Source organism: Desulfocastanea catecholica (assembly GCF_054657295.1).
The window spans coordinates 73,674-87,996 of sequence record NZ_BAAHYZ010000006.1 but is presented as its reverse complement, the minus strand read 5'-3'; the positions used below and the strand labels follow the sequence as shown (position 1 = coordinate 87,996).

The following is a 14,323-nucleotide window of genomic DNA, read 5'->3' as shown; positions in this document are numbered from 1 at the left end:
AATTACGTTGTGTTGAAAAACCAGTGTTATATACTCGTTCAGGTCCGCTTTTGCAAGGGTTAAATCATTCCAGGTTTTCTTTACAGTACATGCATTTTATTGCCTGCGCCTTGACTATTTCCAGGCAATGCGGGCATTCTTTCTTGAAATTTCTTTTCAGCAGTTCCGTTATCGCCTGATTAACTTTATGTTCTATGGCCGGATCCCTGAAGGTATGGTTTCTCAGTGCATCTATGCAGGATAAGTCATTGAGTTCAAGGAGGTATTCTGCAGCAGAAGTACGGCTACTTTTGGTCGCCCCTTCGTCGAGGAGAAGGGTCATCACCGGCTGAAGATTCTTGTCGGCGACGCAAGTCTTGAGCTTTTCGGCGGCCTCCTTTTCCTGACGGAATCGTACATTCTGATTTTTCAGCTCCTCCCTGTCAATAACGCAGGCTTTAAATGCATCGGCATTGCCGACCATCATATAATTACCTTCGGGACTACCTGGAAGCTCCATATATCGATAAGAGGCGTGATGTCCATGTTGCGCTTCGATCTTGTCCCAGCCCTTTATGAACGGTGGACAGGCATCGTTGAGGCAGATAAACAGGATGTCCGACCCCCAACCTAGTCCATCCCCCACATGAATAGGTGGTGCTTCACAGCAGGATAGGGTCTGTTTGCAATGCGGACAGGTTTTCACCTCGTCCAGATAACTTGAATCTTGAAACATAGTACTGCTCCTTCAAAAAGATTACAACCATCCGCTAGAAGATCCTCGGTATCCCCTGTAACAGACGGTATTGAAAATTTGATTTTTTACAACTCACAATATGTAAGCATCTCCGGATAGAATGACAAAAAAAATCAACCAACTTTCATGCTTGGTTGGCTCATGATGTCATCGACGGCTTTTGCCTGTTTCATTCGCGACTGAAGAAAAGCATCCGACATGATCGCCTTATTGGTGTCCATTATATCTGCAAGCTCGGCAATTTTTCCCTGTTCCGCCAGATTGATAAGTTGAAGAATGTTTTCGGCAAAACTTCGTACAATTTTCCTGCCGTCGCCGGCGGTCGCCATGATTTCGGCATAGGTACGCGGATTTTGATTGTGAATCCGGGCCATGGCCAGAATGCCATAGAGCGAGGTCAGCGTCGAATGACTGCTGATGTCGTCGCAATTGATCCGGTGATCTCGCAGAGTCATACCCAGGGCGACCGATATCGTTGTCGGAAGTTTCTGGCTGACGCCCATCAGCAAATCGTGTTTTTTTGCACTATCGTGGTTGATATCCGCACCGTGTTTGTACAAGAAGGCTTCAAACTCACTGCAAAAGCTTCCGCTTCTGTGGGTGCGGACGACGGCGGCATTTTTGTCCTTCATGGTCAGAGCCTGGGGCCCCCAGAGGTTGTGGACAAACATCACTTCAACGCCCTGACTTGTTGCCTGCAGGGCAGTGCCAATGGTATTCTCTGATTCTCCGGCAAGTATAATTAACGCCTGCCCAGCTTTTAACAAAGGGCCAAAGGTTTTAATGACCGGAGAGGTTACGGAAATTGGCACGCAGATCAGGACAACATCGACTTTTTCAACCATTGCCTCAGGCGTAAGCGGCGTGTTTCGACCGGTAATAAACGTCTTATAGCCCTCGTTGGCCAGTCGATCGGCAAACCATTTGCTCATGGCACCGCTGCCGATAAAACCAAACGATTTGATCTTTTTTACCCGCATGTCTACTCGCGGAAAAGAGCCGAGAATTTTCAGGGCATCCTCCTCCTGGATGACGGTCGACTCAATTGTATCGAAGGCGTTTTTTACAAGCGGCGTGTCTCTATGCCCCTCAATCTCGACATAAATGCGCAGTTTCTGGGTCTGAACATCATTTTCCGACTGCAGATCGAGAATGTTGATGCCACGTCGGGTAAATTCACCCAAAATATCGGCGAGCATGCCCACCCGGTCCCGCAGCGGGCGGGTGATTACGGCTGTTGCGTCATAGCCTGAAGCTTTCGCCGGCTCTCTGCCGATTATGGCAAATCTTGTCCGATTGTGCGAAACTACCTCGCGGGCCCAAAGATTAAAACCGTGTTTCTTCACCAGCGCTTCCGATTCAATGACGGCATATTCCTGCTTATTTTCCCGACGAATTGCAGCCATAGCCTGTTCAATGTCATGCACAGCCATAAGGGTGGCATCAGGGTAATTTTCATCAATGAATTCATCGCACTGACGGAACACCGAACTTCTCCCGACGATTGTGGTGATGGCTGTATCTCTTTGTTCGGGTGCGAAAAGAGCACCCAAAGAGAGATGAATCGGCAGCACGACGTTATCGATCCAAGAGCCTTGATGCAGTTTGGCCATCAGCCGGAAATACTCTTTCACCTCACCCTCACGCGTGTTATACACAGGGATAAGGGCATACTTAACTTTCCCCTCGCTGAATGCGGTGAATATATCGGCGATTCGATTATACAGCAGTATTTCAGCATTGGGAGCATACTGACGGGAGGCCTGATAGCTGTCCGAACCGACAGGCCCCAAAGTGGCAATGGAAGGCATGAATATGTGTCCTTTGAGGTTATTTCAACCCGACAAACGGGGCAATTTTCATCGGCAAGCGGGGTTTATGGTTGTCGACCCGATCCTCTAAAAAGTGGTGCGTCGACCAAATTATACATTCTCCGCCATTTAAGCAACATTTATAAACGTTCAACGGCCCTGTTGTCTTCTCTATGATTCCAGATATAAATGAATATTTATCTTCCCTGAAGAGTTCAGCAAAATTTGGCCCCCAGGTAGTGTGTCATCGGGAGTTTGCCGCCCAAAATGCCCAGTACGCTGCTGACTTCCCACCACTGGATCCTGCGCTGCAATCCAGTTTGGTCCAGTCGGGAATAGCCAGACTGTACAGTCACCAGCACCAGGCCATCTGCTCGGTCCTCAAGGGCAATGATGTCCTGGTGGCGACGCCCACCGCCTCCGGCAAGAGTATGATATACAATCTGCCGGTATTACACGATCTTTTCAGTGGTAGTCCGGGACATTCTCTCTATCTTTTTCCGCTGAAGGCGCTGGCGCAGGATCAGCGTAATGTGCTGGAAAAATTACTGTACAACCTGCCGGCCGCCATACAAAAACAACACCGCAACCTCTCTGCTCTATTTGATGGCGATACAACCAGTTACAGTCGCAGGAAAATCCGGGACACCCCGCCTCGCGCTCTGTTCACCAATCCCGAGGTGGTGCACCTGTCGCTTTTGCCCTACCACCAGAACTGGAACGAATTTTTCAGCAGACTGCGCTATGTCATTATCGATGAGGTACACTGTTATCGTGGAGTACTCGGCAGCCATATGGCCTGGGTTCTTCGTCGTCTACAGAGGATCGCCGCCTTGTATGGGGCGAATCCCACCTTTATCCTCCTTTCAGCCACCATCGGCAACCCCAAGGAGTTGGGTGAACTCCTTCTGAACAAACCGGTAGAGGTGATCAGCACGTCCGGAGCTCCCCAGGCCGAAAAAAATATGCTTTTTCTTAATCCCTGGGATAGTGCCGCCTACACGGCAAGCCAGCTGCTGGAGGCGGCAGTGAAACGAGGTCTGCGGACAATTGTCTACACTCAATCCCGCAAGATGACGGAATTGATCAATATCTGGACCGCGCCTCGCCTTGGCCCCCTCTCGGCAAAACTCAGCGCCTATCGTGCCGGTTTTTTACCGGAGGAACGCCGGGAAATTGAGCAGCAGCTCTTTTCCGGTGAATTACTCGGAGTGATTTCAACCTCGGCTCTCGAACTCGGCATAGACATTGGCGATCTGGACCTGTGCATTCTGGTTGGCTACCCAGGTTCCATCATGGCCACCTGGCAGAGGGGAGGGCGGGTTGGTCGCAGTCTGCGGCAATCGGCGATTATTCTCATTGGCCAGGAGGACGCCCTGGATCAATATTTCATGCGACAGCCGGATGACTTTTTCACACGGTCTGCCGAATCGGCAGTGCTTAATCCGGAAAACAGTACCATCATGGGGCAGCATCTGCTCTGCTGTGCGGCAGAAAATCCTTTAAGAAATAATGAAATACTGCTGCAAAACAAGACGATAAAATCTACTATTGAGGTGTTATCTAGATCGGGAGGTTTACTGCAAACCGCCACGGGAGGGGTGTGGATCTCGGCAAGAAAATTTCCACAGCGGCACACCAGTCTTCGTGGAGGTGGAAAAAAAATGTCGATAATCGACATGGAGAGTGGGGAAGTCGTCGGAGAGATTGATACGGTGCGAGGCATGAAGGAGTGCCATCCGGGGGCTGTGTATCTGCATCGGGCCACGTCATGGCTTGTCGACACCTTTGATCTTTTGGCAGGGGAGGTTGTTGTCCATAAAGAAACGCCAAAATTCTTTACCAGGCCGACGACGGAGAAACGAACGGAGATTCTCGAAGTGCTCGAAAGAAAAACCTGTTTTGGGGCGCAGGTGTCTTTTGGCCGGGTGCGGGTGACGGAGAAAGTAACCGGTTACCAAAAGCGACACAGTGTTACGCAAAAATTGATCTCGACCTTTGCTCTCGATGTACCTGAACAGATAATCGAAACCGAAAGTGTATGGATAGATATCCCCCAGGACACTGTTATTTTTCTTGAACAGGGAAAATACCATTTTATGGGGGCCATTCATGCCATGGAGCATGCGATGATCGCCCTGTTTCCATTACTGGTGCTCTGCGACCGAAACGATATCGGTGGGATTTCCTGTCCGTTGCACGAACAAACGGAGATGGCCTCTATTTTTGTTTATGATGGCTATCCAGGTGGGGTTGGTCTTGCGAAGGAGGCTTTTGCCAAAATGGACAGCCTGCTGCTGCAGACAAAGAAAACCATCGCCGCCTGTGGCTGCAGTACCGGGTGTCCTTCATGTGTTCATTCGCCCAAATGCGGATCAGGGAATCGGCCTATCGACAAAAAAGCCTGCCTTGTTCTCCTTGCAGAAATTCTCAAACATGGGCCGGGGAAAAATGACGATGTCATTTCGCTGCCGGAGTTCACCGCATCAGCGTTACCTTCTCAGCCATTGCCGGAAAAAAGAAAACAACGCCGGCAGGGACTTGATGCCTTGCCGGCAAAATTCGGGGTATTTGATCTGGAGACAATCCGTTCCGCGGAGGAAGTCGGGGGGTGGGGGCAGGCGCACCGGATGGGTGTTGCCGTAGCCGTGGTGTACGATTCGGAAATAAACGATTTTGTCAGCTATCTCGAGCACGAAGTAGAGATGCTCGTCAGCCATCTGGCAAGCTTTGATCTTATTGTTGGTTTTAACAATAAACGTTTTGATAACAGGGTATTATCGGCCTACACCGAGACAAACCTCGCACTCCTCCCAACGCTTGACCTTCTGGAGGAGATCCATATGTATCTCGGATACAGGTTAAGCCTCAATCGTCTCGCCGAACAGACCCTGGGCACAAAAAAAACGGCTGATGGTCTCCAGGCACTGGCCTGGTACAAGGAAGGAAGGATCGATTTGATCCAGCACTACTGTAAAAAAGATGTACAGATTACCAGAGACATTCTCTTTTACGCCTTAGAGCAAGGGTATCTTCTTTTTGCCAATAAAGCAAAGCAGATAGTACGACTTCCCCTTGCTCTGGATGCTGCAATAGAAAAAATTTTAAAAAATGCTGCATCAGTCTGATTATTGTGGCCAGAGCAAAGAACTGTAGATCCACCCTATCGTCCCGCTGCTGTGGCGAACCTTGGTCCATCCACCTTTTTCCGAAATTCGGGTCAGCACCACGCCTCGCTCTACATCAGCGACGACCGCTTCTTTGGTGGACGGACCGGATCGCATGTTGATACTCTTTTGGCCGTTAACAATGACGGTATCGGCTTTTTTGACAATGCTGGTATGAACCCAGCCGGCATCATTTTCAAAATCAGTGACCTTGTACCATTCGCCTTCTTTCTTCTCGACTTTCAGTGGATAGCCCTGAAAAAGTTCCATGGCGGCAGGATAATTAGTGCCGGGGCCACTCCTGACGTTGGCATTGTCGGTGGTTATCGACAAATACTCCGCAGCAAAGACCGAAGTAGAGGCGAGTAAACAGGTGCATCCAAGAACAAGGAATATTTTTGATAGTTTTTTCATGTGTACTGGTAGTGTAATTTTTTTCTTTATTTATCTAAATTAATGAGCACGTTACCTGCTCAATCGTATAGCCAACCCTCTTTTTATAGCATTATTAGCCGCTCAAGTCAAACAACATATCCAGGCAAACCCATAGATTACAGGAAGAGCAACCTCGGGCTGTTCCTCTCCATCACTGCCGGCGCACCAAGAGCAAAAGTAAGGCTGCCGGGATAATGTCCTGATGGAAAATTTCCCCAGATCGGCAGCACACGATCGGAACACAGCTCCAGAACCCTGTCCCAGATAGATCGCCGGTAAGACATTGCATCAATTTCGCCGGTATGGATTGACATCGAAAATTTCCCGAGAATCAGTCCAGCAATCTCATCCAGCTTGCCTGCCAGTTTTAACTGGGTGAACATACGATCGATTTTGTAGGCCGGCTCGTTAATATCTTCTAAAAAAACGATTTTATTATCCCAGGAAAAATCATAACGGGTGCCCAGCAGGCTGACCATGCTGGCAAGATTTCCACCAATCAAGGGGGCACAGACCTTCGGTCCATCACGCAGGACCTCAATACGGCTTGGCCCAATGCTGTGCGCTGTTGTATTGGTCAGGCAAAAGGACAGGCTGGCCAGGGCGTCTTCGGTGGCTTCCCCCAAGGAAGTCACAACAGGACCGTGCAGGGAGACCAGCCCGGCCTGCGCATACAGATAGTTCTGGAGTATGGTAATATCGGAAAAGCCGACGAGAACCTTCGGATTGCCGGCCACCAGAGCAATATCGATTGTATCCAGCATCCGCAGGCAGCCATATCCGCCCCGCATGGCAATAATGCCTCTCACCTCCCTGTCCTGCACCAGACGATGAAACTCCTTTCCCCGATTGTCATCGCTGTCTGCCAGATAGTCCGGTCCAGGCCAGAGCTGGGGCGGATATTTTACTCGAAAGCCCATTTCTTCCAGCACCCTGACCCCTCGCATAAATCGTGTGGCGTCCTGCAATTGCCCAGCCGGGGCAAAGATGCCGACACAGTCACCTTTTTTTAAAGGAGAAGGGGAGAGCGGTGGCCTCATCGCTGCATAATCCGGTCGTATATTATTTGCAATCCGTACAGCGTCAGCATCGGCTCGATCACATCGATCGAGGAGCTATAGGGCGCTATGAGCTGGGCCATGCCGCCGGTGGCGACAACCTTGAACTCTTCCCCGGGTGTGGTCACCATGTCGTTTCGTAGACCCTGAACCAGACCATCAATCATCGCACCATAACCATAAAGAATACCACTTTTCATCGCCTGCACAGTTGTTTTGCCGATAATCGACGGGGGAGGATCGGAGACATCAATATGCGGCAGGTTGGCCGTCTTGGTCGCAAGGGCCTCGAGGGAAATGGCAATGCCGGGGAGGATGGTCCCGCCAAGATATTCACATTTTTCCGTCACACAATCAAAGGTAATGGCCGTACCGAAATCTATGACAATCTGTTTGCATTTATTGAGATTCCAGGCGGCGATCGCGTTTACCAGTCGATCGGCCCCGACCTCAGCCGGGTTGTCGAGCAAGACGCTGATCAGATCTTTGATCTTATCCACCTTGACGACCAAAAGGCCCTGTTCGAGGTGATCGGAAAAATGTTTTTTACAACAGGCTATCCAGGCGGACTGCAGAATCGGCACCACACTTGCGATGATGATTCCTTTAATTTTTTCTTTCTCTATTCCGGCCATCGCAAACAGGGTGTGGTAACGAATTGCCAACTCGTCGGCTGTACTCTTGGCGTTGGAGTTTAAACGCCAGTGGCCAATGAGTGTATTGTTTTCGTACATGCCCGTCACAGTATGTGAATTGCCGATATCAACCACCAAAAACATAGCACACCCTCTTGTTGAATGAAAAGTTTTTCGCCCTTGGCTTTGCATTGCCAGACAAGATATTATAATAGATGACAAAAGAAAAGAGTTCTTGGCGGTTGCAATGCAATATTTCGTTTTTTCGCAACCGGTGGCCTCAAATCTGAGAGCAATATTATGCAACCAATTATTCTGATATCGACAACTCTTGAAAATAAGGCTGATGCGGAGCGTATTGCTGTTTTGTTTCTTGCCCGTAAGTTGATTGCCTGCGCCCAGATATCCGGGCCGATCACCAGCATCTACCGGTGGCAGGAGGTGGTAACCAACGGAACCGAATTCGCTTTAAGCCTGAAAACAACCCCCGAATGCACCGAGACGGTTAAGGCACTGTTAATTAAGGAACATCCTTACGATATTCCGGAAATTATGGTACAGGAAATTGACCATTCCAGTCATGACTATGCCCAATGGGTTTATGGAGAAGTGCAGCAATGTCGGTAAAAGAAGGTAAAGGTGGTTACAGAAAAAGAAAAATAGGCACATATGTTTGCCATTGCTGTAAACAAAAACAGGAATTTTGCTGGAGTTGTCCCTGTGGATTTATGATCTGCAAAGACTGTTTTGAAGAGAACAAATGGGGAATCAGTAACGGACCCACCTGGATATGTCCCGACTGTGAACGTATTCGCATGATGTAGGTGCAATGCACTCAGGTATCCGGTTGGATTGCATTGAATCTCAACTCAGCCAGCTGAGGTGACAACCCAATATTTGCCTCTCCTCTGAAAGGATATGCAGCCTCCCTTACGCTGGCTTGCCTGTTTATCTCTGTTGCGTATTGCCCAGAAATACAATAATATGCCTCGTTATTATTAATCTTTTCTCTGCGTCGGGCCGCACTATAATGAACATATCTACACATAGTTACGATGAAAGCAAAATAAAAACTCTGAGTTCTTTGGAGCATATCAGAAAACGACCTGGTATGTACATTGGTCGACTGGGGGATGGCTCAAATCCCAATGATGGGGTTTATATACTTCTCAAAGAGGTAGTGGATAACTCCGTTGACGAATTCATCATGGGGGCGGGGAAGAAGATCCACATTCTCATCAATGCCGATGGTTCAGTGCAGGTGAGAGATTTTGGCCGGGGCATACCGCTTGGCAAAATTGTCGATTGCGTTTCTACTATCAACACCGGTGCGAAATATAATACCGATGTTTTTCAATTCTCCGTCGGCTTGAATGGCGTAGGCACGAAAGCAGTTAATGCACTTTCTGATGTTTTCACAGTAAAATCCTATCGTGACGGAAAATTTGCTTCTGCTGTTTTCCATAATGGCAAACTGATTGAACAGAAAGAGGGCGATACGGAAGAAAAAAATGGCACACAAATTCATTTTTTGCCATCCAAGGAAATGTTCCCCAACTTCACCTTCGATCTTGCCTATGTCGAGCAGCGGCTCTGGCGATATGCCTACCTGAATGCCGGATTAAAGATCTACCTTGACAAAAAACTCTATTTCTCCTCCAAGGGATTGCTCGACCTGCTGGATAAAGAACTCGATGGGGCGGAACTGTATCCGCCAATTTACTACCGAGATAACACCCTCGAATTCGCTTTTTCCCACACGGATTCTTTTAGTGATTGCTATTACACCTTTGTCAACGGAACCTACACCAATGAAGGCGGTACCCACCTCTCTGCCTTTCGGGAGGGTCTTCTCAAGGGAATCAACGAGTTTTCCGGTAAAAAATTTGTCAACACCGATGTTCGGGATGGGGTTATCGGTACCCTGGCCATTAAGATCAAAGATCCCGTTTTCGAGTCGCAAACGAAAAACAAACTGGGCAATACGGAAATAAGATCGTGGGTCGTCAACACGGTGAAGGATGCTGTCTCCAGTGCACTCTACAAAGACACCGAATCCGCACAGATACTGCTCGACAAGATTCTCAGAAACGAGAAAGTCAGAAAAGAATTACAGAGTGTTCGAACTGAAGCCCGAGCCAATGCCAAAAAAATTGCCTTTAAAATAGACCAGCTGAAAGACTGCAAATACCATCCCTCGCGGACAAAACCTTCTGAAGAGGGCAAAGAAAACATGGTATTTATTACCGAGGGGCAGTCGGCGGCCGGCTCGATAGTTTCATCGAGAGATCCACTTACCCAGGCAGTTTTTTCGCTGAAGGGCAAACCTCTGAATGTCTTTGGCCAGAAGATGACCACCCTCTATAAAAATGAAGAAATGTATGCCTTGATGCGGGCCCTGAATATCGAAGACTCGATTTCAAACGTCAGGTTCGACAAGGTTATTATGGCAACAGACGCGGATGTAGACGGACTGCATATCAGAAACCTGCTCCTTACTTTTTTCCTGCACTATTTTGAACCCCTGGTGAAGCTCGGCCATATTTATATTCTGGAAACTCCAATATTCAGGGTGAGAAATAAAAAAGAAACAATTTACTGCTACTCGGAAGAAGAAAAAAAGATGGCGACCAAAAAACTCAAAGGTCCAGGAAATGCGGGATCGAATGTAGAAACCACTCGATTCAAGGGACTCGGGGAAATATCGCCGAAAGAATTCAAACAGTTTATCGGTCCTGATATTCGCATCAAAAATGTAACGCTTGATTCTTTAAGTGAGGTGAACAAGGTGCTTTCTTTTTATATGGGCAAAAACACTCCCGCGAGACGCCAATATATAATGGAAAACCTGGTTATTGAGAGCTAAATGCTACAATCATCATATCTTATCCACTCATCACAAAAACAAGCCATCAATTAATTTCTTTGCAAATATATGGAAACTCACCCCGGTAAGCTGCATCGGTTGTTCGACAGTAATTTTCTTGAATACACCTCGTATGTGATTCGTGAAAGGGCTATTCCCTCTATTGAGGATGGCCTGAAGCCGGTACAACGGCGTATTTTGCAGACGTTGTCCAATATGGAAGATGGCCGGTTTCACAAGGTCGCCAACCTGGTTGGCGAGACAATGAAGCTGCATCCCCACGGAGACCAGTCGATATTTGCCGCACTCGTCAATCTCGCCAACAAGGGTTTCCTTATCGAAAGACAGGGGAATTTTGGCAATATTTACACAGGAGACCGTGCCTCTGCTGCGCGATATATCGAGTGCCGCCTCTCACCGCTGGCCAAGGACGTTCTCTTCAATAAGGATCTTACTGAGTATGTTGAATCCTATGACGGCAGAATGTTGGAACCGGTAACACTTCCGGCTAAAATCCCTCTCCTGCTTCTCATGGGAGCCGATGGTATTGCCGTGGGCATGGCCACCAAGATCCTTCCCCACAATTTTTGCGAACTTCTGCAGGCTCAAAAAAAGATTCTGGTCGGAGAAGAATTCATCCTCTATCCTGATTTCCCGCAAAAAGGTCTCGTCGACGTCAGCAATTACGACAACGGAAACGGGAAAATCAGGTGCAGGGCAAGAATGGAAGAATTGAATGAAAAAACCATTATCATTAGGGAAATCCCGTTTACCACAACAACACAATCTCTGACGGATTCAATTGAAAAAGCGGCTAAAGCCGGCAAAATCAAAATCGTCTCAATCAACGATTATACCGCTGAGAATGTCGAGATAGAAATTAAATTAGCCAGAGGGGTGTATGCTCAGGATACTATTAAAGCGCTGTACGCTTTCACCGATTGCGAGGTATCCATAACCCCGAATTTGACTCTCATCAACGGAAGCACACCGGAAACTTCAACGGTAAGCGACGTCCTGAGATACAATACCCATAAACTCAAACGCGATCTACAGAGGGAGTTGGAAATTGAACTGGCCCGCTTCGAGGACAAGCTACACGCAAAACTGCTCGAACAGATATTCATCGAAGAAAGACTCTATAAAAATATCGAGGAAGAAACAAGCTACAAGGCGGTAGTAAAAAGTGTCGACACCTCGCTGGTCGCGTATGCAGACCAGCTTATTCGCCCTGTTACCAAAGACGACATCGAAAAGCTTCTAGAGATCCGAATAAAGCGCATATCTCGATACGACATCAATAAACAGCAAAAAGAGATCAGGGATATCCGAAAAAACATGGCGGATATCCGGAATTCTTTGAAAGATATGGTCGCTTTCTCACTCTCTTTTCTCGATAATCTGCTCGCGAAATACGGCCAATCCCGCCCGAGAAGGACGGAGATTACCAGCTTTGCCGAGGTGAGTTTCAGAAAAGCTGCCATCTCCAACCTGAACGTTTTGTATAATCGCAAATCCGGTTTCATGGGCTACCAAATCAAGGAGGAAGAAGACCCCAAAGAAGATCTGACCGTAACCTGCTCCGAATACGACAGGCTCTTTCTTATCTACAGCAGCGGTCTCTATAAAATCATTCCCGTTACCGAAAAGCTCTATGTCGGAAACGACTTGGAGTGGTTTGGTGTGGTTGAAAAGGAAACTATTTTTAATATCATCTATCGGGATGGTGCGGAAAATTTTGGCTATGTAAAACGCTTCAAAACACCGAGCTTTATCCTCGAAAAAGAATATCGGCTCTTTCCGGAACACAAAAGATCGAAAATACTGCTGTTGACCTTTGGTGATAATAATTTTGCGAAAATCAACTTGATGCCGTCATCGAGAGCGAGGACGAATAATCTGGAAATTGCCTTTGATGACTATCTTATTAAGAATGCATCCGCCAAAGGCAAGCGTGTATCCAATCGCGTCATCAGAAGAGTTTCAGCGACGAACGGCATCAGTCCCGAACAGACCAGACACAATTTACCGTTACCAGGGCTCGATCGTATTCCGGAAAGGAACCGGGTGGATGATGAGCCAATGGAAATAGACGACACAGACGAAGGCAACGATTAAAAAGCTAAAAAATAGAATCAACATTACCTCAACCTCCTCGCGAAAGTACTAAAAAGAGCACCCGACAAGCGTGTATAAAAAAGAATCCTGGATTGTTTCCCGTTCACCGGGGAGTTAATGTTATTCCTCTGCTTTTCCCTTCAGAGAATGTTGTCCGGCAAAGAGAATCCTGGCATGAACAATTTCACCGGGTGCACAGGACAGATTTTCTTCAAAGTGAACAATGTGATTGGTGTCTGTTCGACCCTTTGCTCCTGCATCACCGACTTCTTCAATCATAACCCGTTTTATCTGGCCGACGTATTCCTGGTTCCGCTGAAGACTTATTTCATCCTGCCGGCTTTGAAATCGGGCGAGTCTGGCGGATTTCACCTCCTCATCAACTTTTTCAGCAAATTCACTTGCCCGGGTACCCGGCCTGTCGGAATATTTAAAAGAAAACGACCCATGAAATTGTACCTTTTCAAGCAAGTCCATTGTTCCGTCAAAGTCTTTATCTGTCTCCCCAGGAAAGCCAACGATAACATCAGTAGTCAAGGCGATATGCGGACAATATTGCCGAAGTTTATCCACTTTTTCCTTATATTGCGCAACGGTATATTTGCGATTCATTCTCTTGAGAATTTCATCGGAACCAGCCTGGACGGGTAAATGAAACTGTGGGCAAAGATTGTCAATGTTTTGAAAACACTGCATGAGTTCGTCGGTAAGATCCTTGGGATTCGAGGTAGTAAACCTCAATCGCGCCAGGCCATCAATCCTGGCCACCTGTTTCAGAAGGTTGGCAAAAGTATAATTTTCTTTGGCCGTAGTCACCTGATTTGTTTTGCCATAGGAGTTAACATTTTGCCCAAGGAGAGTAATCTCCTTGACCCCTGAGCCAACCAAAACTTTAACTTCATCGATTATATCATCGACTTTACGCGATACTTCTCTTCCTCTTGTGTAAGGCACGACGCAGTAGGTACAGAAATTATTACATCCCTGCATTATGGTCACAAATTTCCTGAAATGAGTAACCTGCTGCGAAGGAGCAGAGAGAATGTCTGGACTGCCGGGACGAGACACCTTCGGCAGAAATCGAGGAATATCATAATTATCAATTAAATTGGTGACGACTTTCCCCCGGCCATTTGCTTCTTTTTCCAGCAATGCCCCTATATTGTAGATATTCTGCGTGCCGATAACCAGGTCAACATGTGGCATTTTTTTTACTATTTGGGCGCCTTCCTGCTGTGCGACGCAGCCTGCAACACAGATTTTCATCTCAGGGCGTTCGAGCTTTATTTTCCGAAGGTAGCCAAGCATGCTCATAACTTTTTGCTCTGCTTTGGCCCGGATAGAACAGGTGTTGAGGATGATCAGATCTGCACCATACATATCCATCCCCTCAACATAACCATAATTTGCAAGGGATTGGGCCATTATCTCCGAATCTCTTTCATTCATCTGGCAGCCGAATGTTTTAATAAAAAAAGCTTTTTGTTTCATACCCAC

Annotated in this window: 10 protein-coding genes; 4 read left to right on the top strand and 6 right to left on the bottom strand. The window is 47.5% G+C overall.

Annotated elements, in window-relative coordinates; translation table 11 throughout:
• Positions 1–64: 64 nt before the first annotated feature.
• Both ACYQ8U_RS07375 and ACYQ8U_RS07370 read right to left on the bottom strand, forming a co-directional pair.
• Positions 65–715, bottom strand: coding sequence for a zinc ribbon domain-containing protein (locus tag ACYQ8U_RS07375; protein WP_459944892.1), 651 nt, complete (start codon positions 713–715; stop codon positions 65–67).
• 134 nt (positions 716–849) lie between these two features.
• Positions 850–2,547: a prephenate dehydratase domain-containing protein gene (locus ACYQ8U_RS07370; protein ID WP_459944891.1), complete on the bottom strand. Its 1,698-nt coding sequence runs from the start codon at positions 2,545–2,547 to the stop codon at positions 850–852.
• 173 nt (positions 2,548–2,720) lie between these two features.
• Here ACYQ8U_RS07370 and ACYQ8U_RS07365 point away from each other — a divergent pair, with 173 nt between their 5' ends.
• Positions 2,721–5,675 (top strand): DEAD/DEAH box helicase, encoded by a 2,955-nt coding sequence (locus tag ACYQ8U_RS07365; protein ID WP_459944890.1) that lies wholly within the window; start codon positions 2,721–2,723, stop codon positions 5,673–5,675.
• Here the strand turns inward: ACYQ8U_RS07365 and ACYQ8U_RS07360 are convergent, their stop codons facing one another.
• The 3 genes from ACYQ8U_RS07360 to ACYQ8U_RS07350 form a co-directional block, all read right to left on the bottom strand.
• Complete coding sequence (locus ACYQ8U_RS07360; protein WP_459944889.1) at positions 5,676–6,128, bottom strand: SH3 domain-containing protein; 453 nt, start codon at positions 6,126–6,128, stop codon at positions 5,676–5,678.
• Between the two features lie 137 nt (positions 6,129–6,265).
• The gene (locus ACYQ8U_RS07355) at positions 6,266–7,189 is read right to left on the bottom strand and encodes a S66 peptidase family protein (protein ID WP_459944888.1); all 924 of its coding nucleotides are present in this window, start codon (positions 7,187–7,189) and stop codon (positions 6,266–6,268) included.
• A complete protein-coding gene (locus ACYQ8U_RS07350; RefSeq protein WP_459944887.1) occupies positions 7,186–7,986 on the bottom strand; it encodes a type III pantothenate kinase in 801 nt (266 codons plus the stop codon). The genes ACYQ8U_RS07355 and ACYQ8U_RS07350 overlap by 4 nt, the downstream gene beginning before the upstream one ends.
• A gap of 156 nt (positions 7,987–8,142) precedes the next feature.
• Between ACYQ8U_RS07350 and cutA the strand changes: the two genes are divergently transcribed.
• The 3 genes from cutA (at position 8,143) to ACYQ8U_RS07335 (ending at position 12,826) form a co-directional block, all read left to right on the top strand.
• On the top strand, positions 8,143–8,469 hold the full coding sequence (gene cutA / locus ACYQ8U_RS07345; protein ID WP_459944886.1) for a divalent-cation tolerance protein CutA: 327 nt from the start codon (positions 8,143–8,145) through the stop codon (positions 8,467–8,469).
• A 403-nt stretch (positions 8,470–8,872) separates the two neighbouring features.
• Positions 8,873–10,708 (top strand): DNA topoisomerase IV subunit B, encoded by a 1,836-nt coding sequence (locus ACYQ8U_RS07340; RefSeq protein WP_459944885.1) that lies wholly within the window; start codon positions 8,873–8,875, stop codon positions 10,706–10,708.
• Between the two features lie 69 nt (positions 10,709–10,777).
• Positions 10,778–12,826 carry a DNA topoisomerase IV subunit A gene (locus ACYQ8U_RS07335; protein ID WP_459944884.1) on the top strand — a complete coding sequence of 683 codons (2,049 nt, stop codon included), beginning with the start codon at positions 10,778–10,780 and terminating at the stop codon, positions 12,824–12,826.
• A 120-nt stretch (positions 12,827–12,946) separates the two neighbouring features.
• Here ACYQ8U_RS07335 and miaB read toward each other — a convergent pair whose 3' ends face one another.
• Entirely contained in the window at positions 12,947–14,317 is a 1,371-nt protein-coding gene (miaB, locus tag ACYQ8U_RS07330) for a tRNA (N6-isopentenyl adenosine(37)-C2)-methylthiotransferase MiaB (protein WP_459944883.1), read from the bottom strand.
• Between the last annotated feature and the right edge of the window lie 6 nt (positions 14,318–14,323).

Excerpts from the sequence above, each read along its gene's own strand:
- ACYQ8U_RS07375 (WP_459944892.1), bottom strand. The coding sequence starts at position 715 with ATGTTTCAAGATTCAAGTTATCTGGACGAGGTGAAAACCTGTCCGCAT.
- ACYQ8U_RS07370 (WP_459944891.1), bottom strand. The coding sequence starts at position 2,547 with ATGCCTTCCATTGCCACTTTGGGGCCTGTCGGTTCGGACAGCTATCAG.
- ACYQ8U_RS07365 (WP_459944890.1), top strand. The coding sequence starts at position 2,721 with ATGATTCCAGATATAAATGAATATTTATCTTCCCTGAAGAGTTCAGCA.
- ACYQ8U_RS07360 (WP_459944889.1), bottom strand. The coding sequence starts at position 6,128 with ATGAAAAAACTATCAAAAATATTCCTTGTTCTTGGATGCACCTGTTTA.
- ACYQ8U_RS07355 (WP_459944888.1), bottom strand. The coding sequence starts at position 7,189 with ATGAGGCCACCGCTCTCCCCTTCTCCTTTAAAAAAAGGTGACTGTGTC.
- ACYQ8U_RS07350 (WP_459944887.1), bottom strand. The coding sequence starts at position 7,986 with ATGTTTTTGGTGGTTGATATCGGCAATTCACATACTGTGACGGGCATG.
- cutA (WP_459944886.1), top strand. The coding sequence starts at position 8,143 with ATGCAACCAATTATTCTGATATCGACAACTCTTGAAAATAAGGCTGAT.
- ACYQ8U_RS07340 (WP_459944885.1), top strand. The coding sequence starts at position 8,873 with ATGAACATATCTACACATAGTTACGATGAAAGCAAAATAAAAACTCTG.
- ACYQ8U_RS07335 (WP_459944884.1), top strand. The coding sequence starts at position 10,778 with ATGGAAACTCACCCCGGTAAGCTGCATCGGTTGTTCGACAGTAATTTT.
- miaB (WP_459944883.1), bottom strand. The coding sequence starts at position 14,317 with ATGAAACAAAAAGCTTTTTTTATTAAAACATTCGGCTGCCAGATGAAT.